The organism is Streptomyces avidinii, from assembly GCF_014650695.1.
In the GTDB taxonomy this organism is placed as follows: domain Bacteria; phylum Actinomycetota; class Actinomycetes; order Streptomycetales; family Streptomycetaceae; genus Streptomyces; species Streptomyces avidinii.
In genome coordinates, this window is the sequence record NZ_BMVL01000004.1 from 543,908 (window position 1) to 567,765 (window position 23,858).

Below are 23,858 nucleotides of genomic sequence, written 5' to 3' on the forward strand. Positions count from 1 at the left end.
GGGGCGCGGGGCCCGTACCGACTCAGTGCCGGTGGCCGGGCCCTGAGCCGTGCTCGGTGTCGTGGATCGTGTTGGTCTCCGCGATCTTCTTCCAGGACTTGGGCTCCGCGGCCGGCTTCGTCAAGGCGGACTGCTCCAGCGAGCGGGCCGTGGGCTTGGCCGCCGCAGGGTTCAGCGCCGAAGCCGCCGGCTTGCCGGGGGTGTAGAGCCAGGTCTCGAAGAGCTGGGCGAGGGGCTTCTTCGAGACCTTCTCGGCGTACCGGACGAAGTCACCGACCTTGGCGTTGCCGTAGGCCCGCTCGGTCGGCCAGCCCTTCAGGATCTGGAAGAACTTCTCGTCGCCGATCTCGTTGCGCAGCGCCTGCAGGGCGATGGCGCCGCGGTCGTAGACGGCCCCGTGGAACTGGTTGTCCGGACCCGGGTCACCCGGCTTGACCTGCCAGAACGCATCCTCGGCCGGGCGCAGGGCGTAGGCCCAGTCGGCGAGCTCCTGCGCCGTGCCCTCGCCCTCCTTCTCCGACCACAGCCACTGGCTGTAGCGGGCGAAGCCCTCGTTGATCCAGATGTCCTTCCAGCCGTCGACGGACACGCTGTCGCCGTACCACTGGTGCGCCAGCTCGTGCACCACCACCGAGACGTTGGCGCCGTTGCGGAACTGGCCCGGGCCGTAGAACGGCCGCGTCTGGGTCTCCAGGGCGAAGCCGGCGGTCACGTTCGGCACGTAGCCGCCCAGCGCGTTGAAGGGGTACGGCCCGAAGACCCCCTCCAGCCACTCGGCGACCTCGCCGGTGCGCTCCACGCTCGCGCGCGCCGCGCCCGCGTTGTCGCCGAGGTCCTTGCTGTACGCGTTGAGGATCGGCAGCCCGCTCGCCGTCGTGTCGGTGGTGATGTCGAACTTGCCGACGGCGAGCGTGGCGAGGTAGGTGGCCTGGGGCTTGTTGGAGCGCCAGTTGTAGCGGGTCCAGCCGAGGCGCGAGGTCTGGGACTGCAGGACGCCGTTGCTGATCGCCTGGGTGCCGTCGGGCACGTTGATCGAGACGTCGAAGGTGGCCTTGTCCAGCGGGTGGTCGTTGCTGGGGAACCACCAGACCGCCGAGTCGGGCTCCTGCGCCGCCACCCCGCCGTCGGGCGTGCGCTGCCAGGCCGTCCAGCCGTCGACCTTCAGCTCGGAGGGCTTGCCCGCGTACTTGACGACGACGGACAGCGGGGTGTTGCGCGCCAGCGCCTTCGCCGGGGTGACCTCCAGCTCGTGGGAGCCGGAGGTGGCGAACTTCGCCTTGACCCCGTTGACGCGGATCTCGCTGACCTGGAGGCCGAAGTCGAGGTTGAAGCGGGACAGGTCCTGCTTGGCGGTGGCCAGCAGCGTGGCCGTGCCTTCGAGCAGGTCCGTCTTCGGCTGGTACTGCAGGCGCAGGTCGTAGTGCGACACGTCGTAACCGCCGTTGCCGCTGGCCGGGTAGTAGGGATCGCCGACACCCGGGGCGCCCGGACCGGCACTCGCCGCCGACGCCGGGATCACCAGCAGGAGGGAAGCGGCGAGGACGCTCGGGGCGATGACTTTGCGGTGCACGAATGGCTCCAAGTGGTAGGGGAGACAGATCGGTTCACAGAGTGGTTCAAGGCCTTGTCGCTCGACCGTATTCACCCGTGGCGGCTCAGGTCATGTCCATGGCCCCTGCTGTCACACGATCGCCATTCGGCCGTCACGGGCCGACGGCCGGCGCGGCCCCGGAGCCGGTGGCACCGGACGCCGGGCGGCCCCCGCGGGCGGCCCGGGAGCCCGGGCCCGGTCCCGTGGCCTGCGGCGCAACCCCGGGCCCGACGCCCCGGATGCCTTGGCGGGCCCGCTGCGGCCCGATGCGCCGGAGCCGGGGAACACCGAGCCGGCAGCCCCACCCGCCCGCGCGGATCGGCCGAATCGAGCCGGGTCCGGCTGCCTCCGGGGCGGCGTTGTCCTGCGATCCACCTGCCCGGGCCCGGGGTGAGACCCGTACCACCGGCCGCCGCCCTACCCGGCATACCGAACAGTCGGTAACCTCCCGTGCATGACGCTTCCCCTGCTCGCTGCCCGTCGCTGTTGGCATGCTGCGATCAACCCGCTGCACGCGACGATCTACTTCTCGCCGGATCTCGCCAAGGAGCTCGCGGCCCTCGGCGTCACCGACCCGGTCGCCGTCAATCTCGCCAGTCGCGCCGCCGCCATGGGCGCCGTCGGCCCCGGCACGGTGACCGCCACCTTCTACAACTACCGTCACGACCTGCTCGCCCGGCACCTCCCGGCCGTGTGGGACACCGTGACGCCCGAGCAGGTCCTCGCCGCCAGGCTGCGGGCCGCGGACAGCACCCTGCGCCGGCTGCTCGGGCCCGAGACCGTCGAGTCGCCGGAGCTGGCCGAAGCCGCGGATCTGGCCATGCGCGCCACCGAGGCCTGTACCCGCCACGCCCGCACGCTGTACGCGGCCCACGCCGACCTGCCGGTACCCGAGGCCCCGCACCTGCGCCTGTGGCACGCCACCACCCTGCTGCGCGAGCACCGCGGCGACGGCCACCTGGCCGCCCTGCTCCTCGCGGCCCTGGACCCGGTGGAGGCCCTGGTCAGCCACACCGCCACCGGCCGCGGCATGACCGCGAAGTGGATCAAGGCCATCCGCGGTTGGGAGCAGTCCGACCTGGACGCCGCGACCGGCCGGCTGCGCGAGCGCGGGATCCTCGACGCGGACGGCGAGCTCACCGAGGAGGGCAAGGCCGTGCGCGAGCGCCTGGAGGCCGAGACCGACCGCCTCGACGCTGCCCCGTACGAGCACCTCGGCGAGCAGGGCCTGGCCCGTCTCGCGGAACTCGGCAGCGGCTTCGTGACCAAGGCGATCGGCGCCGGGGCCTTCCCGCGGGACCTCTTCGGCCGGGCCTGACCGCGGGCAACGGGCAGGGTTCCCGCCGTCCGTCACCGCCACCTGCCACAATTGGCAGCCTTCCAGTGCAAACGAAGGCAGGCGGGACCCGATCGTGACGACGTCCATCGAATGCAGGATCGCCGAGGAGCTCGGCGTACGGGAGCGGCAGGTCAAGGCCGCCGTCGAGCTGCTCGACGGCGGCTCCACCGTGCCGTTCATCGCGCGCTACCGCAAGGAAGCGACCGAGATGCTCGACGACGCCCAGCTGCGCACCCTTGAGGAGCGGCTGCGGTATCTGCGCGAGTTGGAGGACCGCCGCGCGGCGGTCCTGGACTCCGTACGGGAGCAGGGCAAGCTCACCGACGAGCTGGCGGCGCGGATCGCCGCGGCCGACACCAAGGCCCGGCTGGAGGACATCTACCTGCCCTTCAAGCCCAAGCGGCGCACCAAGGCGCAGATCGCCCGCGAGGCCGGTCTGGAGCCGCTCGCCGAGGGCCTGCTGGCCGACCCGTCGGTGGAACCGGCCGCCGCAGCGGCCGCGTTCGTCGACGCCGACAAGGGCGTAGCCGACCCGGCGGCCGCGCTGGAGGGCGCCCGGGCCATCCTCACCGAGCGGTTCGGCGAGGACGCCGACCTGATCGGCGAACTGCGCGAGCGCATGTGGGGCCGCGGCCGCCTCGCGGCGAAGGTCCGCGAGGGCAAGGAGGAGGCGGGCGCCAAGTTCGCCGACTACTTCGACTTCGCCGAGCCGTTCACCGCGCTGCCCTCGCACCGCGTCCTCGCCATGCTGCGCGGCGAGAAGGAGGACGTCCTCGACCTCACCCTGGAGCCGGAGGTCCGCGAGGACGCCGCGGAGCCCGGCCCGTCCACGTACGAGGGCATGATCGCCCGCCGCTTCGGGGTGAACGATCGCGGCCGCCCCGGCGACAAGTGGCTGGGCGACACGGTCCGCTGGGCCTGGCGTACGAAGATCCAGGTGCACCTCGGCATCGATCTGCGGATGCGGCTGCGCCAGGCCGCCGAGGACGAGGCCGTACGGGTCTTCGCCTCCAACCTGCGCGACCTGCTGCTCGCGGCGCCCGCCGGCACCCGGGCGACGCTCGGCCTGGACCCGGGATTCCGTACCGGGGTGAAGGTCGCCGTCGTCGACGCGACCGGCAAGGTCGTGGCCACGGACGTGATCTACCCGCACGTGCCCGCCAACAAGTGGGACGAGTCCCTCGCCAAGCTCGCCCGCCTGGCGAAGGAGCACGCCGTCGAGCTGGTCGCCATCGGGAACGGCACGGCCTCCCGCGAGACCGACAAGCTGGCCGGGGACCTCATCACGCGCCACCCGGAGCTGAAGCTCACCAAGGTGATGGTCTCCGAGGCGGGCGCCTCCGTGTACTCGGCCTCCGCCTTCGCCTCGCAGGAACTGCCGGACATGGACGTGTCGCTGCGCGGCGCGGTCTCCATCGCCCGCCGCCTGCAGGATCCGCTCGCCGAACTGGTCAAGATCGACCCGAAGTCGATCGGCGTCGGCCAGTACCAGCACGACCTGTCCGAGGTGAAGCTCTCGCGCTCGCTCGACGCGGTCGTCGAGGACTGCGTGAACGGCGTCGGCGTGGACGTGAACACCGCCTCCGCGCCGCTGCTCTCGCGGGTGTCGGGCATCAGCGGAGGCCTCGCCGAGAACATCGTGGCGCACCGCGACGCGAACGGCCCCTTCCGCAGCCGCAAGGGGCTCAAGGACGTGGCCCGGCTCGGCCCGAAGGCGTACGAGCAGTGCGCGGGCTTCCTGCGGATCCGCGGCGGGGACGACCCGCTGGACTTCTCCAGCGTGCACCCCGAGGCCTACCCGGTGGTCCGGGGCATGGCCAAGACGGCGGGCAGCGAGGTGGCGGCGCTGATCGGCAACGGCGACGTACTGCGCTCGCTGCGGCCGGAGCAGTTCGTCACGGAGGCCTTCGGTCTGCCGACCGTAACGGACATCCTGCGCGAGCTGGAGAAGCCGGGCCGCGACCCGCGTCCCGCCTTCAAGACGGCCACCTTCAAGGAGGGCGTGGAGAAGATCGGCGACCTGGCCCCCGGGATGATCCTGGAGGGAGTGGTCACCAATGTGGCCGCCTTCGGCGCCTTCATCGACATCGGCGTCCATCAGGACGGTCTGGCGCACGTCTCGGCGCTGTCGAAGAACTTCGTCAAGGACCCCCGGGACGTGGTCAAGCCGGGCGACATCGTCCGCGTGAAGGTCATGGACGTGGACATCCCGCGCAAGCGGATCTCGCTGACCCTGCGCCTGGAGGACGAGGCGGGGGCCGAGCGCGGCGCGGGCGCGCCCCGCCAGCGCGAGGACCGGCGGGGCGGCGGCAGCGGTGGCGGCAACGGCCGTCCTCCGCAGCAGCGCGCCGGCGCCGGCGGCCGCGAGGGCGGCCGGAACCAGGGCCGGAACCAGGGCCGGGGCCAGGGCCAGGGCCAGGGCCAGAACGACCGTGGCCAGGGCGGCGGCCAGGGCCGGCGCCAGGGCGGCGGCAGCAGCAGTGCCCCCGCTCCCGCCAACAGCGCGATGGCCGACGCCCTGCGGCGTGCGGGCCTCACCGCCGCCCCCGAGGAGCGCCGCAAGCGGTAGCAGCGGTCAAGGGCGTGTTGCAGCCACCCGGCGCGTGAAGATCTTCGTACAGGATGGCCGAATAGCTTCCCCACCTGGGGACTTGCCTTGCCAACTCGCGTACAAGATCTGTAGGCATGGTGGAACGCCCGTTCGTCACTCGGCGGACGGGCTTCCGCGTTTTTCCCTCAGGACCCCCCAAGGAACCCCTGGGACCCCTCAGGGCCGCATTCCCCGAGGCCGCCTCGAAGGCACAGGACGTCATGCCCATGCCCACACACGCCTACCACCGTTGCCCCGGAAAGGGTCCGAAGAGGGATCACATGCCCCACCGGCAACTCAGCATTCGCAAAAGGTGCGAGCAGATTCTCGGCCATCTGGATCTGACCCATCCGTTCTCCCTCGACGTCCTGTGCCGACGGATAGCCGAGCGGCGCGGACGCCCCATCCGGCTCCATCCGCTCCCCAAGGAGGCGGCGGAGTCCGGAGTCTGCGGATTGTGGGTGGGTACGGCCAGCGTCGACTACGTCTTCTACGAGGCGCAGACGACGCCGCTGCACCGGGAGCACATCGTCCTCCACGAGCTCGGCCACATCCTCTTCGGCCACCACTCCCTGGAGGGGGAGGAGACCGACGGGAACGCCCCGGTCGTCCTCGGACGCACCAACTACACCACCCGTCAGGAGCAGGAGGCGGAGATGCTCGCCAGCATGATCCGCATCCGTACGGCCAACACCGGGCCCCGCTCCACCGGCAGCGAGCGCGGCACCCTGGCCCGGCTGGAGTCCGCCATGGGGTACGAGCGGGCCAACGATGGCAGCTGACCTCACCGCCTTCGGCGACTGGCTCGCCCTCCCCAGCGTGGTGTGCCTGTGGATCGCCGTCCTGCTCCGCGCCCCCGGCGCCCTGCGCTCCCCCCAGCAGCGCGGCCTGTGGCTGGCCGTCGCCACCGCCGCCGCCGCCATGACGCTCAACCTCCCGGACCTCGTCGCGTACGCGATGGAACGCGGCCAGGGATACGCCCACACCATCGGCCTCGTCCGCAACCTGATCGGGGTGCTGTCGGCGGGCGCCGTCCTCTACTTCGTCGCTGCCACCACCCGCGGCCGCCGCCTCCAACTCGCCGCCTGCACCGCGACCGTGGCCTGGCTCGGCACCCTCCTCGCGCTGGACGCGGCCGCGCCCGGCCACGGAACGCACACCATGCCGCCGGTCGGCGACCCGGTGCCCTCCCTCGCCTACTGGCTGGTCCTGATCTCCGCGCACGTGGTCGCCAACACCGTCTGCGTGGCCCTGTGCTGGCGCTACAGCCGCCGCACCGAGAGCCGGGGCCTGGCCGCCGGGCTCCGCCTGTTCGGCCTCGGCACCGCGCTCGCCGGCCTGTTCTGGCTGGCGTACCTGCTCAAGGCACTCTTCGGCAGCACCTGGGCGATGCCCGCCCTCCCGCTGCTCATGAACCTGCACGGCCTGCTGCGCGCCGCCGCGATCCTCGTGCCCACCCTGTTCACCCTCCGCCGCACGTGCGCCGACCTCACCACCGCCTGGCGGCTGTGGCCGCTGTGGCGCGACCTGGTCGAGGCGGTCCCGCACGTGGCGCTCAACAAACCGCGCGCCCACCGGGTGATGGAGCTGCTGTGGCCGCCGGTCCCGCGCAACCTGCTCGTGTACCGCAAGGTCATCGAGACGCGCGACGCCATCCTGATCCTGGGCGAGTACGCGGCCCCGGGCGCCCTGGACCGGGCCCGCGGCCAGGTCGCGGGCCACGGCATCCCCGAACAGCGGGCCGCCGCCGCCGCGCTGGCCCGCGTACTGCGGGAGGCACGGCAGGCGAAGCTCGACGGGGCGCCCGGACAGCCGGGCGAGGCCGCCGCGCTCGAACTGCCCGCCGCGATCCACACCTCGCAGGAGGACGGGGACCTGGCGGACGAGGCCCGATTCCTCGTCGACGTCGCCCAGGCGTACGCCTCGCCCGTCACACCAAGGAAGTGAACCCGCTTTGACGACCGACCGGACCACAGACCGGACCACAGACCCGACGACGGACCCGACGACCGCGGCGGCGACCACCGTACTGATCACCGGGGCCAGCGCCGGACTGGGCGCGGCCTTCGCCCGGGGCTTCGCGGCCAAGGGCTGCGACCTGGTCCTCGTCGCCCGCGACAAGGACCGGCTCGACGCCGTCGCCGCCGAACTGGCCCGGGAGTACGGCGCCGCGTCCGAGGTGCTGCCCGCCGACCTGCTCGACGCGGCGGACTGCGCCGCCGTCGCCGCACGGCTCGCCGACCCGGCCCGGCCCGTGGACATCCTGGTCAACAACGCGGGCTTCGGGCTGCCCGCGCACTTCCCGTACAGCCCGGTCGAGGACGAGGAGCGGATGCTCGACCTGCTGGTCAAGGCCCCGCTCCGGCTCACCCACGCCGTGCTGCCGGGCCTGCGCACCCGCCGTCGGGGCGCCGTCCTCAACGTCTCCTCGGTGGCCGGACTCCTGCCGACCGGGACCTACGGGGCCGCCAAGGCCTGGATCACCGCCTTCAGCGAGTCGCTGCGGGTGGACATGGCGCCGTACGGGGTCCGGGTGCTGGCGGTGGTCCCCGGCTTCACCCGCACCGAGTTCCAGGAGCGCGCCGGGATGGACGTCAGCGCGCTGCGCGACGCGGTGTGGCTGGAACCGGAAGCCGTGGTCGCGCAGGCGCTGAAGGACCTTGCCCTGCGCCGCCCGGTCAGCATCACCGGCCGCCGCTACCGCGCCTACGCCCTCGCCGCCCGGCACCTGCCGCGCACCTTCGTCGCCCGGAAGATGGCCCGCAGACGCCGGCCCCCGGCGGACCGGACGGACTGAGTGGTCCCCGGCCCGCGGCCCGGCAGGACACCCCCTAGAGCTCGGTGACCTTGCCTCCGGAGACCTCCAGGCGGCGGGTCACATGCACCGCGTCCAGCATGCGGCGGTCGTGGGTGACCAGCAGGAGGGTGCCCTCGTAGGCGTCGAGTGCGGCTTCCAGCTGCTCGATCGCCGGGAGATCGAGGTGGTTGGTGGGCTCGTCCAGGACCAGCAGGTTCACCCCGCGGCCCTGGAGCAGGGCCAGCGCGGCCCGGGTGCGCTCGCCCGGGGAGAGGGTGGCCGCCGGGCGCAGGACGTGGGCCGCCTTGAGGCCGAACTTGGCCAGCAGGGTGCGGACCTCGGCCGGCTCGGTCTCGGGGACCGCCGCGCAGAAGGCTTCGAGCAGCGGTTCGTCGCCGAGGAACAGGCCGCGCGCCTGGTCCACCTCGCCGACCAGGACGCCGGAGCCGAGGGTGGCGGAGCCGGAGTCCGGGGTCACCCGGCCCAGCAGCACGGCGAGGAGGGTGGACTTGCCGGCGCCGTTGGCCCCGGTGATCGCCACCCGGTCCGCCCAGTCGATCTGCAGGCTGGCCGGGCCGAAGGAGAAGTCCCCGCGCCGGACGGCCGCCTCGCGCAGGGTGGCCACCACCGCGCCGGATCGCGGGGCCGCCGCGATCTCCATGCGCAGCTCCCACTCCTTGCGGGGCTCGTCCACGACCTCCAGCCGCTCGATCGCGCGCTGCGTCTGGCGGGCCTTGGCGGCCTGCTTCTCGCTCGACTCGCCCCGCAGGTTCTTGCCGATCTTGTCGTTGTCGGAGGCCTTGCGGCGGGCGTTGCGCACGCCCTTGTCCATCCAGTTGCGCTGCATCTGGGCCCGGCCTTCGAGAGCGGACCTCTTGCCCGCGTACTCGTCGAACTCCTCGCGGGCGTGGTTGCGGGCGCGCTCGCGCTCCTCCAGGTAGGAGTCGTAGCCGCCGCCGTAGAGGTTGATCTGCTGCTGGGCGAGGTCGAGTTCGAGGACCTTGGTGACCGTCCGGGTGAGGAACTCGCGGTCGTGGCTGATCACGACCGTGCCGGCTCGCAGCCCCTTGACGAACCGTTCCAGCCGTTCCAGGCCGTCCAGGTCCAGGTCGTTGGTGGGCTCGTCGAGCAGGAAGACGTCGTAGCGGGACAGGAGGAGCGAGGCCAGGCCGGCGCGGGCCGCCTGGCCGCCGGAGAGCGCGGTCATCGGCAGGTCGAGCCCGACCGCGAGACCGAGGTCGTCCGCGACCTCCTGGGCCCGCTCGTCGAGGTCGGCGCCGCCGAGGTTCAGCCACTGGTCCAGCGCGGTCGCGTACGCGTCGTCCGCGCCCGGCGTCCCGTCCACCAGGCCCTGCGTCGCCGCGTCGAGCTCGGCCTGGGCGGCCGCGACCCCCGTACGGCGGGCCAGGAACTCCCGGACGGACTCGTCCGGCCGGCGCTCCGGCTCCTGCGGCAGGTGCCCGACGGCGGCGCCGGGCGGGGACAGCCGCAGCTCCCCGGTCTCGGGGGCGTCCAGCCCGGCGAGCAGCCGCAGCAGGGTGGACTTCCCGGCGCCGTTCACGCCGACGAGGCCGATGACGTCGCCGGGCGCGACGACGAGGTCGAGATCGGCGAAGAGGGTGCGCTCACCGTGCGCGGCGGTGAGCTTCTTGGCGACGAGGGTTGCAGTCATGATGGGCCGATCCTATCCGCGCGCGGACAGGGCCCCGCGTGGCCGGATAGGTGGGAAGCCCGTCATTGCGGCCACCGCGGCGGCGGAACACCATGAAGCCATGGGGTCATCGCCGCGCAACGTGCTCGTCCTCCTCTACGACGGGGTCCAGAGTCTGGACGTGACCGGGCCGGTGGAGGTCTTCGCCGCGCTCGCCCGCTTTCCGGGGCGGGCCGGGTACGCGATCCGGACGGTCGCTCCCGCAGGAGCGCCCGTCCGCACCGGCAGCGGGCTGACGCTGGTGCCGGACGGGGATCTGGAGAGCGCCCGGCCGGGACCGGGGACCACGGTGCTCGTGCCCGGGGGACGGTTCACGGCGGATTTCGAGCCCAGGCTGACCGACTGGCTCCGCACCCACGGGGGTGGCGCGGAGCGGCTGGTCTCGGTGTGCACGGGAGGTCTGCTGCTGGCCGAGGCGGGGCTGCTGGACGGGCGGCGGGCGACGACGCACTGGTACGCCTGCGAGCGCATGGCGCGGGACTACCCGGCCGTCGCCGTCGAGCCGGACCCGATCTACGTACGGGACGGGCCGGTGGCCACCTCGGCCGGGGTCACGGCGGGGATCGACCTCGCCCTGGCGCTGGTGGAGGAGGACCACGGGCAGGACGTCGCCCTGACGATCGCCCGGCACCTGGTGGTGTTCCTGCGCCGGCCCGGCAACCAGGCGCAGTTCAGCGCGCAACTGGCCGCCCAGACCGCCCGGCGGGACCCGCTGCGGGACGTGCAGCAGTGGATCACCGAGCACCCGGGGGAGAACCTGGGCGTCGAGCACCTCGCCGCCCGGGCCCGGCTGTCGCCGCGGCACTTCGCCCGGGCCTTCCGGGCGGAGACCGGGGTCACGCCCGGCAGGTACGTCGAACGGGTCCGGGTGGACCACGCGCGGCGGCTGCTGGAGGAGAGCGGGGAAGGGATCGCACAGATCGCCCGGGCCTGCGGGTACGGGAACCCGGAGGCGCTGCGCCGGGCCTTCGTGCGGACCCTCGGCCAGCCGCCCGCCGAGTACCGCCGCCGTTTCGGCACGTCCCTCCCCTGAGGGCCGGCCCCGGCGCCAGGAGAAGCGCCAGGAGAAGAATGAACCGCCCCCAGCGGGCGGAGCCGTGTTCCGACCATCGCTCCGGAGGAGCCATGCAGATCGCCGTACTTCTCTACGACCACTTCACCGCCCTCGACGCCGTGGGGCCCTTCGACACCCTCGGCCGGCTGCCCGACGCCGAGGTCGTCTTCGTCTCCGAGCGGCCGGGGCCCGTACGGACCGACAACGGGGCGCTCGCGCTCGTCACGGACAAGGGGCTCGACGAGGTCACCCGGCCCGACATCGTCATCGTTCCCGGTGGGCCGCATCCCGAGCGGGAGATGGCCAATCCCGTGGTCCTGGACTGGCTGCGCACGGTCGACGCCACGACCACCTGGACGACCTCGGTGTGCACCGGATCCCTGCTGCTGGCCGCCGCGGGGCTGCTCGACGGCCGGCGGGCCACCAGCCACTGGCTGTACCTGGACCGGCTCGCGAAGCTCGGCGTCGAGCCGACCGGCGAGCGCGTGGTGTTCGACGGCAAGTACGTGACCGCCGCGGGGGTGTCCTCCGGGATCGACATGGGGCTCACCCTGCTCGGCCGGATCGCAGGCGACGACTTCGCCCGGGCCGTGCAGCTGATGACCGAGTACGACCCCCAGCCGCCGTACGACGCGGGCTCGCCCGACAAGGCCCCGGCCGCTCTCGTCGAGATGCTGCGGGGGAACGGGACGCCCGGCTGACGGCCGGCCGTCACGGGGTCCACGTGAAGCGCGGGGCCCGGCGTTCCAGGAACGCGGCGACCCCCTCCGCGGTGTCCTCGCTCCCGGCGGCCCGGTCCGCCCAGTACGCGTCCCGGTCGGTCCGGCCGTCGGCGAACTCCTTGGCCGCCGCCTGCGTCAGCTGCGAGCGCGAAGCCAGGATCCGGGTGAACTCGGCGACCCGCTTGTCCAGTTGGCCGGCCGGCAGCAGCTCGTTCAGGAACCCGGCGCGCAGCGCCGTCTCCGCGCCGATCAGCTCGGCGGAGAAGAGGAGGTACTTGGCCCACGCCGGGCCGACCAGGCCCGCCAGCCGGCGGGTGGAGGACGCGGGGTAGACGATGCCCAGCCTGGACGGGGTCACTCCGAAGGAGGCGCCCTCCTCGGCGAAGCGGAGGTCGCAGGCCGCCGCCAGCTGGCTGCCGCCGCCCACGCAGAAGCCGCGGACCGCCGCGAGCGTCGGCTTCGGGAAGGCGGCCAGGGCCTCCTCGGCCGCCACGGCGAGTTCCCGCGGGTCATCGGCCCCGGAGTCCCCGGCGTTGCCGGTGTTCCCGGTGCCCCTGGTCAGGGAGGAGATGTCGGCGCCCGCGCAGAAGGTCGCTCCGGCCCCGGTCAGCACGAGCGTCCGTACCGCAGGGTCGTCCGCCAGGCCGGCCAGCAGCTCCGGGAGCGCCCGCCACATGGCGGCGGTCATCGCGTTGCGCTTCGCGGGGTGCGAGATGACGACGGTGGCCACCCCGTCGGCGACCGTGTGCAGGAGGGTTGCGTCCTGGGCTGCGTCCATGCGCCGGATGCTATCCCGGGCGGTCATACCTATGATCAAGGGAGTCCGTCGGGGGTGCGAGGAGGTGGCACGTCCATGGGCGCAGACCGCGCAGACCGCGCAGACCGCGCAGACCGTACGGGGGCCGGGGCCGGGGTCGGGGGTCCGGAACCGCAGCGCGAGAAGAAGCAGCTCGGCCGCAGTTTCGCGCTGATGACGGCGCTCGGGGTGCTGCTGGTGCTGGCGGGCCTGGTCGGCCTCGTCTACACGGGCCTGGCCACCCTCACCTCGATGTTCCTCTTCGGCTGGCTGCTGCTGATCGGCGGTGTGGTGGGCCTGCTGCTGGCCGTGCAGGCGCGCCGGAGCAACTACTTCTGGCTCGCCGTCGTCGTCGCCGCGATGAACCTCGCGGCGGGCTTCGTGATCCTGCGCCGTCCAGAGGCGAGCGCCGAGGCGCTGACCATGTTCGCCGCGCTGCTCTTCCTCACGGGTGGAGTGTTCCGGCTGGTGGGGGCGCTGGTGGTGCGGGGGTCCCACTTCGCACTCGCGGTCGTCCAGGGGGCCTTCGGGATCCTGTTGGGGTTCCTGATCCTCTCCGGCTGGCCCGGCAACAGTCTGTACGTGATCGGAACCTTCTTCTCCCTCGCCCTGCTGTTCGACGGGCTGAGCCTGGTCGCCATGGGCATGGGGTCCCGGCGCATCCTGGGCTTGGTCAGGGAGGACGGTGCCCCGGCGGAGGCGGCAGCGGCGGGCGGTGCGGCGGGCGGGCCGGGTGAGACGGCCGGGAAGCGTCCGGCAGAAGATCAGGAACAGTCGAACAACTGACTCTGTCATACGCCAGTGGTCAGAAAGTGTCCTATAGGCGCTGACTTCTGGTCAGCAGTCCGGTCCGGACCAGCCCGTTCCCCACTCTTGTCGCGTGGAGACGATCGAGCGTGAAGACGGGGGACGGAAGATGGACGTCAGCGGGAGCATCCCGCCAGCCAAGGAGGGTGAGGCGGAGGCTCCGGCCGACCCCCTCGCCTACGAGGGAGTGTGGAGGTTCACCGCGCCCGCGGTTGAAGAATCCGTTCCGCAGGCCCGCCGCGCGGTCCGGGACCTGCTCGGGCGCCAGGGGGTGCCGGCCCACCAGGACCTGGTGTACTCCCTGCTCCTGATCGTCTCCGAACTGGTGACGAACTCGGTCCGGCACGCCGCCCTGCTCTCGCCGGAGGTCGCGGTCGAGGTCGCGATCGGCCGCGAGTGGGTACGGGTGGCCGTCGAGGACAACCACCCCTACCGCCCCAAGGCGCTGGAGGCCGACTTCGGCCAGACCGGCGGCCGGGGACTGCTCCTGGTCCGGGAGGTCACCCTGGAGGCCGGCGGGGTCTGCGACGTCGAGCACACCTCGACCGGCGGCAAGGTGATCTGGGCGGCCCTCCCGCTCGCCGCCCCGCCGACCGCAGGCTGAGCGGCGGTCGGCGGTCGGCGGTCGGTCGACGAGGCGGCAGGGCCGCGCAGCGGGACGGCGCCCGGGGCGTACGGGCTACCAGCCCGCCGCGTCGCCGGTCAGCTCGCGGATCGCGGGCCGCGCTGCGTCCAGTACGGTCATGAACCAGGCCGAGAACGGTACTTCGGCGTGCCGCTTGGCCAGCTCCTCGGCGGAGACGAAGGCGGTGGCCTCGACCTCCTCCGGATCCGGGTGCACGGCAGCCTGCGCGAGTCCCACGAACAGGTGATTGAACTCCTGCTCCACGAGACCCGATGAGGGGTCCGGGTGGTTGTAGCGCACCGTTCCCGCCTGCGCGAGCAGCGAGGGCGACAGCCCCAGCTCCTCGTGGGTCCGCCGGGCCGCGGCCGCGAACGGCGACTCCCCCGGATAGGGGTGACCGCAACAGGTGTTCGACCAGACGCCGGGGGAGTGGTACTTCCCGAGGGCCCGCTGCTGGAGCAGCAGACGGCCCTGCTCGTCGAAGAGGAACACGGAGAACGCCCGGTGCAGCTGGCCGGGCGCCTGATGGGCGGAGAGCTTCTCCGCCGTGCCGATGGTGTTGCCGGACTCGTCGACCAGTTCGAGCATGATCGGTTCTTGAGTACCGGTGCCGTTGGACGCGCTGCTCGCGGCGGTGGCTGGTGTGGTCGGCATACCCATCCTTCGCTTCGGACTTCGGCCTTCAGTCTGCCGTACAAAAGCGGCTTGTCCCCACTTCGGAGATCCACGCATGTTCGCCCCCCGTCGCGTGCTAGGCGACGGGGGGCGGATCACATCGTGTGCGGCATCACCTGACGCCGCGCAGGCGTCAGACCCCGAACGGGGCCGGGTACGCGATCGTGCCCGCCGGCACCGGAACGGAATCGTCCAGCACCAGCGCCATCATCGCCTCGTCCGGTACCTCGAAGGGCGCCCGGATCCCGAAGTGCGACGCCGGTACGAAACCGAAGCGCGGGTAGTACTCCGGGTGCCCCAGGACCAGGACCAGCGACTCCCCGCTCTCCCGTGCCGCCGCCAGCAGGGCCCGTACGACCGAGCTGCCCGCGCCCGAGCGCTGCAGCGCCGGGTCCGTCGCCACCGGGGCGAGGGCGAGCGCCGGGGCGCCGCCGACCTCGCACCGGGTCAGCAGGGCGTGCGCCGCGACCGACCCGTCCGGAGCCTCGGCCACGTACGACAGCCCGGGCAGCCAGGCGCCGTCCGTGCGCAGCGCGTCCACGAGGTCCGCCTCCAGCGGGGTCTCGAACGCCGCCAGGTTGACCGCCCGTACCGCGGCCGTGTCGGCCGCGGTCTCCGGGCGGGCGGGCCAGGCCTCGCCGTCCCCGGCGCTCACCGGGCGCAGCACGTATCCCGTGTACCCGTACTCGTGCCCGTGACGGGCCCGTACGTCGAGCTCCTCGCGGGTCGCGGCCAGCGCCGCGGCCATCGCGCGGCTCCCGGCCCCGGACCGGGCGCGGACCCGCTCGGCGAGCGGGCCGTAGTACTCGGCCCAGTCGGAGTCGGGCAGGTGGTGCAGGCCGAGCACCCGGTACCCCGCCGCCTGGGCGGCCGCGAGGTTGCCGGCGGTGGTGCGCAGCGCGTAGTGCGGGTCCCAGAAGGCGCGGGCGCCGGCGGACGGCTCGGGCACCGACCACTGGCACTCGGTCAGGACGAGGGTGCCGCCCGGGGCGAGCAGCCGCTTCCACCGCGCGAGCGCGGCGTCGAAGCCGAGGACGTAGGCGGAGCCCTCCGCCCAGACGAGGTCGAAGGAACCGTCCTCGAAGTCCTCGCCGGTGAGTGCGCCCATGTCCGCCTCGACGGTACGGACGCGGTCGGCGAGACCACCGGCCGCGGCGGCCGTCCGGAGCTCGTCGAGGAAGGGGGCGTGCAGGTCGACGGCGGTCACCACGGCCCCGTCCGCGCCCGCCTCGGCGGCGAGCAGCAGGGCGCTGCGGCCCGGACCGCAGCCCAGGTCGAGGACGCGCGGCCGCTCGGGCAGCGGTCCGCACAGGGACAGCAGGTGGCGGGTGCTCGCGTCGGAGCCCGGAGCCTGCCGGGGCAGGCCGTGGTGCAGGGCGAAGAAGGCGTGCGTGAAATCGTCGACGCCGCCCGAATCCTCGCAGGAGTCGTCGAAGCGGTCGTCGGAAGTAGTGCTGTCGGTCAACGTGAACCCTTGGAACGGGGGCTCCGGCCGACGCGGCCCAGCTGTGGGGTCAGGACCGGCCGGATGCCCGGGAGGAGGGGGAGATGCACCGGAGTTCGCTGCGCATGGCCGCGACCACTACGACGGTCATCAACCCACCTCTTTCCACTCGACACGATCAGGGGCGTGTCCACCGTAACATCCGGGCCGTTTGTGGTACCGCGCCGTGATCGTCAATGATGATCGGAACCCGGCCCGGAGCCCGAATATTCGGCTTATCGGGGCGTAAACGGGTGGTGAACCCCTGCTTCCATTCATCCGATAGCCTCTGCCGACGTGCCGCCGCCCCCTCAGGCGCGCGTTCGGAATTCGTTACAAGGAGTGAGTTCGTCTGCCGACCGTCATCCTCACCGGCCTGCCGGTCCCCGGATCACCGCTCGCTGACGAGCTGCGCTCCCTCGGCTTCGACGTCCGCCCGGCGGCCGGTCCCCAGGACGCCGCCGCCGCACTGGCCGGCGTACCCGCCGACCAGCGCGTGGCCGTCGTGGACAGCGCCTTCGTCGGGCACGTGCACGCACTGCGCCTCGCGCTGACCGACCCGCGCTTCGACGCCTGCGCCGTCACCGGCGCCCTCGCCGTCCGGGCCGGCGCCCGCGAAGCCCTCGACAAGGCCGCCGCCGTCGCCGTCGCGGAACCCGGCGGCGCCGGCCCGTACCCGGACCGGCTCGCCGCCGCGGTCGAGGCCGCCGGAACCACCGTGCAGCGCCCCGAACTGGGCACGCTCGTCGCCGCCGTCCCCGCCGGCCCGGCGGAGCGGGACGCGGCGACCGCCGCCGTCGCCGCCGTCGACGACGAAGCCGTACGCCTGCGGACCGCAGTGAAGTCCCGCGACGGCTTCTTCACCACCTTCTGCATCAGCCCGTACTCGCGCTACATCGCCCGCTGGTGCGCGCGCCGCGGCCTGACCCCGAACCAGGTCACCACCGCCTCGCTGATCACCGCGCTGATCGCGGCCGGCTGCGCGGCCACCGGCGAACGCTGGGGCTACGTGGCGGCCGGCGTGCTGCTCCTCGTCTCCTTCGTACTGGACTGCACCGACGGGCAGCTCGCCCGCTACTCGCTCCAGTACTCGACGATGGGCGCCTGGCTCGACGCCACCTTCGACCGCGCGAAGGAGTACTCCTTCTACGCGGGCCTCGCGCTCGGCGCGGCCAGGAACGGCGACGACGTATGGGCCCTGGCCGTCGGCTCCATGATCCTCATGACCTGCCGGCATGTCGTGGACTTCTCCTTCAACGAGGCCAACCACGACGCCACCGCCAACACGAGCCCCACGGCCGCCCTCTCCGACCGGCTCGACAGCGTCGGCTGGACCGTGTGGCTCCGCCGGATGATCATCCTTCCGATCGGTGAGCGCTGGGCGATGATCGCGGTCCTGACCGCCTTCACCACCCCCCGGATCGTCTTCTACGCCCTGCTCGTCGGCTGCGCCTTCGGCGCGCTCTACACCACCGCCGGGCGGGTCCTGCGCTCCCTGACGCGCCGGGCCACCCGCACCGACCGGGCGGCCCGGGCACTGGCAGACCTGGCCGACTCCGGCCCGCTCGCCGAGCTCCAGGCCCGCCTGCTGCGCGGCCGCGCCGGGTCCTTCGGCTCCGTGTACGGGGCGGCGCTCGGCACGCTGGTGATGATCGCGGGCGCCGTGTTCCTGCCGTTCGGCGACCCGCGGCTGATCGCCGTCGCGGTGATCTATGTCATGACGGCCGGCCTCGCCGTCGCCGCGCCCCTCAAGGGCGCCCTGGACTGGCTGATCCCGCCGCTGTTCCGGGCCGCCGAGTACGTCACGGTCCTCGCGCTCGCCGTGAAGGCGGACGTCCCCGGGGCCCTCCCGGCGGCATTCGGCCTGATCGCGGCGGTCGCCTACCATCACTACGACACGGTGTACCGCATTCGCGGTGGCACCGGCGCGCCCCCGCACTGGCTGGTGCGGACGATCGGCGGCCACGAAGGCCGGGTCCTGCTGATCACGGCCCTGGCGGCCGTCCTCGTAACGCGCGAAGCGGACTTCCCCGTCGCGCTCACGGTCATGGCCGTGTTCGTGGCACTCGTGGTGCTCGTGGAGAGCATCCGATTCTGGGTCTCCTCCGGAGCACCCGCCGTACATGACGAAGGAGAACCAGCATGATCGGCCTTGTACTCGCTGCCGGTGCCGGACGCCGTCTGCGTCCCTACACCGACACCCTGCCCAAGGCGCTCGTGCCGGTCGGCCCCGAGGGTGACGAGGAGAGCCTGACGGTCCTCGACCTGACGCTGGGCAACTTCGCCGAGGTCGGCCTCACCGAGGTCGCCATCGTCGTCGGTTACCGCAAGGAAGCCGTGTACGCCCGCCGCGAGGCCCTGGAGGCCAAGTACGGCGTCAAGATCACGCTGATCGACAACGACAAGGCCGAGGAGTGGAACAACGCCTACTCCCTGTGGTGCGCGCGTGACGTCCTCAAGCAGGGCGTGATCCTCGCCAACGGCGACACCGTCCACCCGGTCTCGGTCGAGCGCACCCTGCTCGCCGCCCGCGGCAACGGCCAGAAGATCATCCTCGCCCTCGACACGGTCAAGAACCTGGCCGACGAGGAGATGAAGGTCGTCACGGCCGATGGGAAGGGCGTCCAGAAGATCACCAAGCTGATGGACCCCGCCGACGCCACCGGCGAGTACATCGGTGTCACCCTCATCGAGCCCGAGGCCGCCGAGCAGCTGGCCGAGGCCCTGAAGACCACCTTCGAGCGCGACCCCGACCTCTACTACGAGGACGGCTACCAGCAGCTCGTCAACGACGGCTTCACCATCGACGTGGCCCCCATCGGTGACGTCAAGTGGGTCGAGATCGACAACCACGACGACCTCGCCAAGGGCCGGACGATCGCATGCCAGTACTGACGAGGCTCATCCCCTCGCCCGTCGTCGTCGACATCAGTCGCGGGGCGATGGACGACCTGGCCGGCCTCCTGGCCGACCAGCGGATCTCCGCCTCCGGCAAGCTGGCCATCGCGATCAGTGGAGGCTCCGGCGTGGCGCTGCGCGCCAAGCTGGAGCCCGTTCTGCCGCACGCGGACTGGTACGCGGTCGTCGACGGCACCATCGACTCCGCGGTCAAGCTCGCCGACGACATAAAGGGCCGCCGCTACGACGCCGTCGTGGGCCTGGGCGGTGGCAAGATCATCGACGTGGCCAAGTACGCCGCGGCGCGGGTCGGGCTGCCCATGGTGGCCGTCGCCACCAACCTCTCGCACGACGGCATCTGCTCGCCCGTGTCCATCCTGGACAACGACAACGGCCGCGGTTCCTACGGCGTGCCCACGCCGATCGCCATGGTGATCGACCTCGACGTGATCAAGGAAGCGCCGGTCCGGTTCATCCGCGCCGGCATCGGTGACGCGATCTCCAACATCTCGGCGATCGCCGACTGGGAGCTCTCGCACAAGATCACCGGCGAGCCCGTCGACGGCCTGGCCGCCGCCATGGCCCGTACCGCCGGCGAGTCCGTACTGCGCCACCCCGGCGGGTGCGGCGACGACGAGTTCCTCACCGTGCTCTCCGAGGCGCTGGTGCTCTCCGGCATCGCCATGTCGATCAGCGGGGACTCCCGCCCGTCGTCCGGCGCCTGCCACGAGATCAGCCACGCCTTCGACCTGCTCCACCCGGGACGCTCCGCGCTCCACGGCGAGCAGGTCGGCATCGGCGCCGCCTTCGCGATGCACCTGCGCGGGGCCGCCGAGCAGTCGGGCCTCTTCGTCGAGGTACTGCGCCGGCACGGCCTGCCGGTCGGGCCCGAGGAGATCGGCTTCAGCGTCGACGAGTTCGTCGCGGCCGTCGAGTACGCCCCCCAGACCCGCCCGGGACGCTTCACGATCCTGGAGCACCTCAACCTGTCCGCCGCCGAGATCAGGGACGCTTACGCCGACTATGTCAAGACCATCCGTAGCTGAACTGAGGCCGGTCGTCCACCCCGCGGGCGTGAAGGACCGGGTCAGCGGCGAGCACTGGGGCGGGCGCCTCTACATGCGCGAGATCTCCCTGCGCATCACCCGCGTCCTGGTCACCACCAAGGTCACGCCGAACCAGCTGACCTACCTGATGACCCTCGCCGGCGTCCTGGCCCTCCCGGCCCTGCTGGTGCCGGGCATCCTGGGCGCCGTCCTCGGCGTGGTCGCGGTCCAGATGTACCTGCTGCTCGACTGCGTCGACGGCGAGGTCGCCCGCTGGAAGAAGCAGTTCTCGCTCTCCGGGGTCTACCTGGACCGGGTCGGCGCCTACCTGTGCGACGCCGCGGTCCTCGTGGGCTTCGGCCTGCGCGCCGCCGACCTGTGGGGCCCCGGGGGCGCCGACTGGCTGTGGGCCTTCCTGGGCACCCTGGCCGCACTCGGCGCCATCCTGATCAAGGCCGAGACCGACCTGGTCGGCGTCGCCCGCCACCAGGCCGGCAAGCCCGTGGTCAAGGACGCGGCCGCCGAGCCGCGCGCGAAGGGCATGGCCTTCGCCCGCCGCGCCGCCGCCGCGCTCAAGTTCCACCGCCTGATCCTGGGCATCGAGGCCTCGCTGCTCATCCTGGTGCTGGCCGTCGTGGACCAGATGCAGGGCGACCTGTACTGGTCCCGCGTCGGGGTCGCCGTACTGGCCGGCATCGCGATGCTCCAGACCGTGCTGCACCTGGTGTCCATCCTCGCCTCCAGCAGGCTCAAGTGAGCGCCCCGCTGCGGCTGGGCGCCGTGATCATCACCATGGGCAACCGGCCCGACGAGCTCAAGGCGCTCCTCGACTCGGTGGCCCGCCAGGACGGCGCCCCCGTCGAGGTGGTCGTCGTGGGCCAGGGCGTGCAGGTCACCGGCCTGCCCGAGGGCGTCCGCAGCATCGACCTGCCCGAGAACCTGGGCATCCCGGGCGGGCGCAACGTCGGCATCGAGGCCTTCGGCCCCGGCGGCCGCGACGTGGACGTGCTGCTCTTCCTGGACGACGACGGTCTGCTGGAGCGCACCGACACCGCCGAGCTGTGCCGGCAGGCCTTCACCGAGGACCCCGGGCTGGGGATCATCAGCTTCCGGATCGCCGATCCCGACACCGGTGTGACCCAGCGCCGGCACGTGCCGCGCCTGCGCGCCTCCGACCCGATGCGCTCCTCCCGGGTGACCACCTTCCTGGGCGGCGCCAACGCCGTCCGCACCACGGTGTTCGAGCAGGTCGGGGCCTTGCCGGGGGAGTTCTTCTACGCGCACGAGGAGACCGATCTGGCCTGGCGGGCACTCGACGCAGGGTGGCTGATCGACTACCGGGCGGACATGGTGCTGCTGCACCCGACCACTGCCCCCTCCCGGCACGCGGTCTACCACCGTATGGTGGCTCGTAACCGGGTGTGGCTCGCCCGCCGCAACCTGCCCGCCCCGCTGGTCCCGGTCTACCTGGGCGTCTGGCTCCTGCTGACGCTCGTACGCAGGCCGTCGGTGCCCGCGCTGAAGGCCTGGTTCGGCGGTTTCCGGGAGGGATGGACCACTCCCTGCGGACCCCGCCGCCCGATGAGGTGGCGTACGGTCTGGCGGTTGACCCGGCTGGGCCGACCTCCTGTCATCTGACCAGCCCGCGTCTGGGAACATGACGCGATCACGGGCCTCGAGCCACCAGCCTGATGCCCACCTGGCCGCATCTTGAAGACGAAAGTTTCAACTTGTGAGTGACACAACCCACGACGGCGCCCTCGCCACGAGCAGGCCGCCGTCCGACGACGCGGGGCTGAGCCCCGCGGAGCTCGCCAGGAAGTACGGACTCTCGGTCAGCGGCGCCCGGCCCCGCCTGGGCGAGTACGTACGGCAGCTCTGGGGCCGGCGCCACTTCATCATGGCCTTCTCCAGGGCCAAGCTGGTCGCGCAGTACAGCCAGGCGAAGCTCGGCCAGGTCTGGCAGGTGGCGACCCCGCTGCTGAACGCGGCCGTCTACTGGCTGATCTTCGGCCTGATCCTCGGTGCGGGCCGGGAGATGCCCAAGGGCGTCTACGTCCCGTTCCTGATGATGGGCATCTTCGTCTTCACCTTCACCCAGAGCTCGGTGATGGCGGGCGTCCGGGCGATCTCCGGGAACCTCGGCCTGGTGCGCGCGCTGCACTTCCCGCGCGCCTCGCTGCCGGTCTCCTTCTCGCTCCAGCAGCTCCAGCAGCTGCTGTACTCGATGATCGTCGTCTTCGTGATCGCCATCGCCTTCGGCAACTACCCGCGGCTCGCCTGGCTGCTGGTCATCCCGACCCTGGCGCTCCAGTTCGTCTTCAACACCGGCCTCGCCATGATCTTCGCGCGGATGGGTTCCAAGACCCCCGACCTGGCGCAGCTGATGCCCTTCGTGATGCGTACCTGGATGTACGCCTCCGGCGTCATGTTCCCGATCGGGATCTACCTGGAGGACCAGCCGCAGTGGATCAGCGACGTGCTGCTGTGGAACCCGGTCGCGATCTACATGGACCTCATCCGGTTCGCGCTGATCGACGACTACGGCAGCAGCAACCTGCCTCCCCACGTGTGGGCCTTCGCGGTGGGCTGGGCCGTGGTGATCGGCATCGGCGGCTTCGTGTACTTCTGGAAGTCTGAGGAGCGTTACGGCCGTGGCTGACAACAACCGGGGGCGCGTCCCCACCGTGATCGCGGACGGCGTCCACATCGTCTACCGGGTCAACACCGGCAGCGCGGGCAAGGGCGCGGCCACCGCCGCGCTCAGCAAGATAATGCGCCGGAAGAAGGGCGACGCCCCGGGCGTCCGGCGGGTCCACGCCGTGCGCGGGGTCTCCTTCACGGCCTACCGCGGCGAAGCCATCGGCCTCATCGGCTCCAACGGCTCCGGCAAGTCCACCCTGCTGCGCGCCATCGCGGGCCTGCTGCCCTGCGAGGAGGGCAAGGTCTACACCGACGGCCAGCCCTCGCTGCTGGGTGTCAACGCGGCCCTGATGAACGACCTCACCGGCGAGCGGAACATCGTTCTCGGCGGTCTCGCGATGGGTATGAGCCGCGAGCAGATCAAGCAGCGTTACCAGAGCATCGTCGACTTCTCGGGCATCAACGAGAAGGGCGACTTCATCTCCCTGCCGATGCGCACCTATTCCTCCGGTATGGCGGCGCGCCTGCGCTTCTCCATCGCGGCGGCCAAGGACCACGACGTTCTGATGATCGACGAGGCACTGGCCACCGGTGACCGCAGCTTCCAGGTGCGTTCCGAGGACCGGATCCGCGAACTGCGGCAGAAGGCCGGCACGGTCTTCCTGGTGAGCCACAACAACAAGTCCATCCGTGACACCTGTGACCGGGTGCTGTGGCTGGAGAAGGGTGAGCTCCTGATGGACGGGCCCACCGAGGAAGTCGTCTCGGCATACGAGAAGGCCACCAACGGCTGACCTCCGGGTCGCGCGGCGCCCTCTTCCGGCGCTTTTCCGCTTCACCCGAAGGCCCCCGCCGCTCAGCGCGGCGGGGGCCTCAATCGTGCTCTCGCATTTCGCGGCGACATTCGGTGGCGGAGCGAATACCCGGGAGGGCTCCGCGACGTTCTACAGCGTAAGCTGAGGCGGTCCTCAATCACGGCAAGAGGGGACGATTCCCCGCAGGTGAAGGGCTCTGGGGCAGCCCGGGGAATCCCCGGGCGGCGTGTCCGAAATAGGATGTAATGGGTCGGCAGTGTAGAACG

The 23,858-nt window shown here is 72.1% G+C and carries 22 protein-coding genes; 16 read left to right on the plus strand and 6 right to left on the minus strand.

Annotation, left to right across the window (positions count from 1 at the left end):
- Positions 1 to 22: 22 nt before the first annotated feature.
- Positions 23 to 1,570 (minus strand): M1 family metallopeptidase, encoded by a 1,548-nt coding sequence (locus IE257_RS13440; protein WP_189968132.1) that lies wholly within the window; start codon positions 1,568 to 1,570, stop codon positions 23 to 25.
- A gap of 475 nt (positions 1,571 to 2,045) precedes the next feature.
- Between IE257_RS13440 and IE257_RS13445 the strand changes: the two genes are divergently transcribed.
- The 5 genes from IE257_RS13445 (at position 2,046) to IE257_RS13465 (ending at position 8,317) form a co-directional block, all read left to right on the plus strand.
- Positions 2,046 to 2,909 (plus strand): SCO6745 family protein, encoded by an 864-nt coding sequence (locus IE257_RS13445; RefSeq protein WP_189968134.1) that lies wholly within the window; start codon positions 2,046 to 2,048, stop codon positions 2,907 to 2,909.
- Between the two features lie 94 nt (positions 2,910 to 3,003).
- Positions 3,004 to 5,499: a Tex family protein gene (locus tag IE257_RS13450; RefSeq protein ID WP_189968136.1), complete on the plus strand. Its 2,496-nt coding sequence runs from the start codon at positions 3,004 to 3,006 to the stop codon at positions 5,497 to 5,499.
- A 482-nt stretch (positions 5,500 to 5,981) separates the two neighbouring features.
- Positions 5,982 to 6,302 (plus strand): M78 family metallopeptidase domain-containing protein, encoded by a 321-nt coding sequence (locus tag IE257_RS13455; RefSeq protein WP_189968138.1) that lies wholly within the window; start codon positions 5,982 to 5,984, stop codon positions 6,300 to 6,302.
- A complete protein-coding gene (locus tag IE257_RS13460) occupies positions 6,292 to 7,467 on the plus strand; it encodes an MAB_1171c family putative transporter (RefSeq protein ID WP_189968140.1) in 1,176 nt (391 codons plus the stop codon). The genes IE257_RS13455 and IE257_RS13460 overlap by 11 nt, the downstream gene beginning before the upstream one ends.
- 7 nt (positions 7,468 to 7,474) lie before the next feature.
- A complete protein-coding gene (locus tag IE257_RS13465) occupies positions 7,475 to 8,317 on the plus strand; it encodes an SDR family NAD(P)-dependent oxidoreductase (RefSeq protein WP_189968143.1) in 843 nt (280 codons plus the stop codon).
- A gap of 34 nt (positions 8,318 to 8,351) precedes the next feature.
- Here the strand turns inward: IE257_RS13465 and IE257_RS13470 are convergent, their stop codons facing one another.
- Entirely contained in the window at positions 8,352 to 9,989 is a 1,638-nt protein-coding gene (locus IE257_RS13470) for an ABC-F family ATP-binding cassette domain-containing protein (RefSeq protein WP_189968145.1), read from the minus strand.
- A gap of 100 nt (positions 9,990 to 10,089) precedes the next feature.
- Between IE257_RS13470 and IE257_RS13475 the strand changes: the two genes are divergently transcribed.
- Both IE257_RS13475 and IE257_RS13480 read left to right on the plus strand, forming a co-directional pair.
- On the plus strand, positions 10,090 to 11,061 hold the full coding sequence (locus IE257_RS13475) for a GlxA family transcriptional regulator (RefSeq protein WP_189968147.1): 972 nt from the start codon (positions 10,090 to 10,092) through the stop codon (positions 11,059 to 11,061).
- 92 nt (positions 11,062 to 11,153) lie between these two features.
- The gene (locus tag IE257_RS13480; RefSeq protein WP_189968149.1) at positions 11,154 to 11,783 is read left to right on the plus strand and encodes a DJ-1/PfpI family protein; all 630 of its coding nucleotides are present in this window, start codon (positions 11,154 to 11,156) and stop codon (positions 11,781 to 11,783) included.
- A gap of 10 nt (positions 11,784 to 11,793) precedes the next feature.
- Here the strand turns inward: IE257_RS13480 and IE257_RS13485 are convergent, their stop codons facing one another.
- Positions 11,794 to 12,582 (minus strand): enoyl-CoA hydratase/isomerase family protein, encoded by a 789-nt coding sequence (locus tag IE257_RS13485; protein WP_189968151.1) that lies wholly within the window; start codon positions 12,580 to 12,582, stop codon positions 11,794 to 11,796.
- Positions 12,583 to 12,774: 192 nt separating this feature from the next.
- Between IE257_RS13485 and IE257_RS13490 the strand changes: the two genes are divergently transcribed.
- Positions 12,775 to 13,386 (plus strand): HdeD family acid-resistance protein, encoded by a 612-nt coding sequence (locus IE257_RS13490; protein ID WP_229920343.1) that lies wholly within the window; start codon positions 12,775 to 12,777, stop codon positions 13,384 to 13,386.
- Positions 13,387 to 13,516: 130 nt separating this feature from the next.
- Positions 13,517 to 14,011 (plus strand): ATP-binding protein, encoded by a 495-nt coding sequence (locus IE257_RS13495; protein WP_229920344.1) that lies wholly within the window; start codon positions 13,517 to 13,519, stop codon positions 14,009 to 14,011.
- Positions 14,012 to 14,086: 75 nt separating this feature from the next.
- On the opposite strand, the gene idi is transcribed toward IE257_RS13495, so the two are convergent.
- From idi to IE257_RS38175, 3 genes are all read right to left on the minus strand, one after another.
- A complete protein-coding gene (idi, locus tag IE257_RS13500; RefSeq protein WP_189968157.1) occupies positions 14,087 to 14,686 on the minus strand; it encodes an isopentenyl-diphosphate Delta-isomerase in 600 nt (199 codons plus the stop codon).
- Between the two features lie 154 nt (positions 14,687 to 14,840).
- Positions 14,841 to 16,082 carry a bifunctional class I SAM-dependent methyltransferase/N-acetyltransferase gene (locus IE257_RS13505; RefSeq protein WP_229920345.1) on the minus strand — a complete coding sequence of 414 codons (1,242 nt, stop codon included), beginning with the start codon at positions 16,080 to 16,082 and terminating at the stop codon, positions 14,841 to 14,843.
- A gap of 499 nt (positions 16,083 to 16,581) precedes the next feature.
- A complete protein-coding gene (locus tag IE257_RS38175; protein ID WP_229920319.1) occupies positions 16,582 to 16,725 on the minus strand; it encodes a hypothetical protein in 144 nt (47 codons plus the stop codon).
- Between IE257_RS38175 and IE257_RS13510 the strand changes: the two genes are divergently transcribed.
- The 7 genes from IE257_RS13510 to IE257_RS13540 all read left to right on the plus strand — a co-directional run bounded on the left by IE257_RS13510 (position 16,720) and on the right by IE257_RS13540 (position 23,571).
- On the plus strand, positions 16,720 to 18,336 hold the full coding sequence (locus IE257_RS13510) for a DUF5941 domain-containing protein (RefSeq protein WP_229920320.1): 1,617 nt from the start codon (positions 16,720 to 16,722) through the stop codon (positions 18,334 to 18,336). The two genes, IE257_RS38175 and IE257_RS13510, sit on opposite strands and share 6 nt — an antisense overlap.
- Entirely contained in the window at positions 18,333 to 19,085 is a 753-nt protein-coding gene (locus tag IE257_RS13515; protein WP_189968161.1) for a phosphocholine cytidylyltransferase family protein, read from the plus strand. The genes IE257_RS13510 and IE257_RS13515 overlap by 4 nt, the downstream gene beginning before the upstream one ends.
- A complete protein-coding gene (locus IE257_RS13520) occupies positions 19,073 to 20,134 on the plus strand; it encodes an iron-containing alcohol dehydrogenase family protein (protein ID WP_030385165.1) in 1,062 nt (353 codons plus the stop codon). Before IE257_RS13515 ends, IE257_RS13520 begins: the two co-directional genes overlap by 13 nt.
- Complete coding sequence (locus IE257_RS13525; protein ID WP_189968163.1) at positions 20,112 to 20,891, plus strand: CDP-alcohol phosphatidyltransferase family protein; 780 nt, start codon at positions 20,112 to 20,114, stop codon at positions 20,889 to 20,891. The genes IE257_RS13520 and IE257_RS13525 overlap by 23 nt, the downstream gene beginning before the upstream one ends.
- 35 nt (positions 20,892 to 20,926) lie before the next feature.
- The gene (locus IE257_RS13530) at positions 20,927 to 21,772 is read left to right on the plus strand and encodes a glycosyltransferase family 2 protein (RefSeq protein WP_245384837.1); all 846 of its coding nucleotides are present in this window, start codon (positions 20,927 to 20,929) and stop codon (positions 21,770 to 21,772) included.
- 94 nt (positions 21,773 to 21,866) lie between these two features.
- Complete coding sequence (locus tag IE257_RS13535; RefSeq protein ID WP_189968167.1) at positions 21,867 to 22,796, plus strand: ABC transporter permease; 930 nt, start codon at positions 21,867 to 21,869, stop codon at positions 22,794 to 22,796.
- The gene (locus tag IE257_RS13540; RefSeq protein WP_189968169.1) at positions 22,789 to 23,571 is read left to right on the plus strand and encodes an ABC transporter ATP-binding protein; all 783 of its coding nucleotides are present in this window, start codon (positions 22,789 to 22,791) and stop codon (positions 23,569 to 23,571) included. The genes IE257_RS13535 and IE257_RS13540 overlap by 8 nt, the downstream gene beginning before the upstream one ends.
- Positions 23,572 to 23,858: the final 287 nt, after the last annotated feature.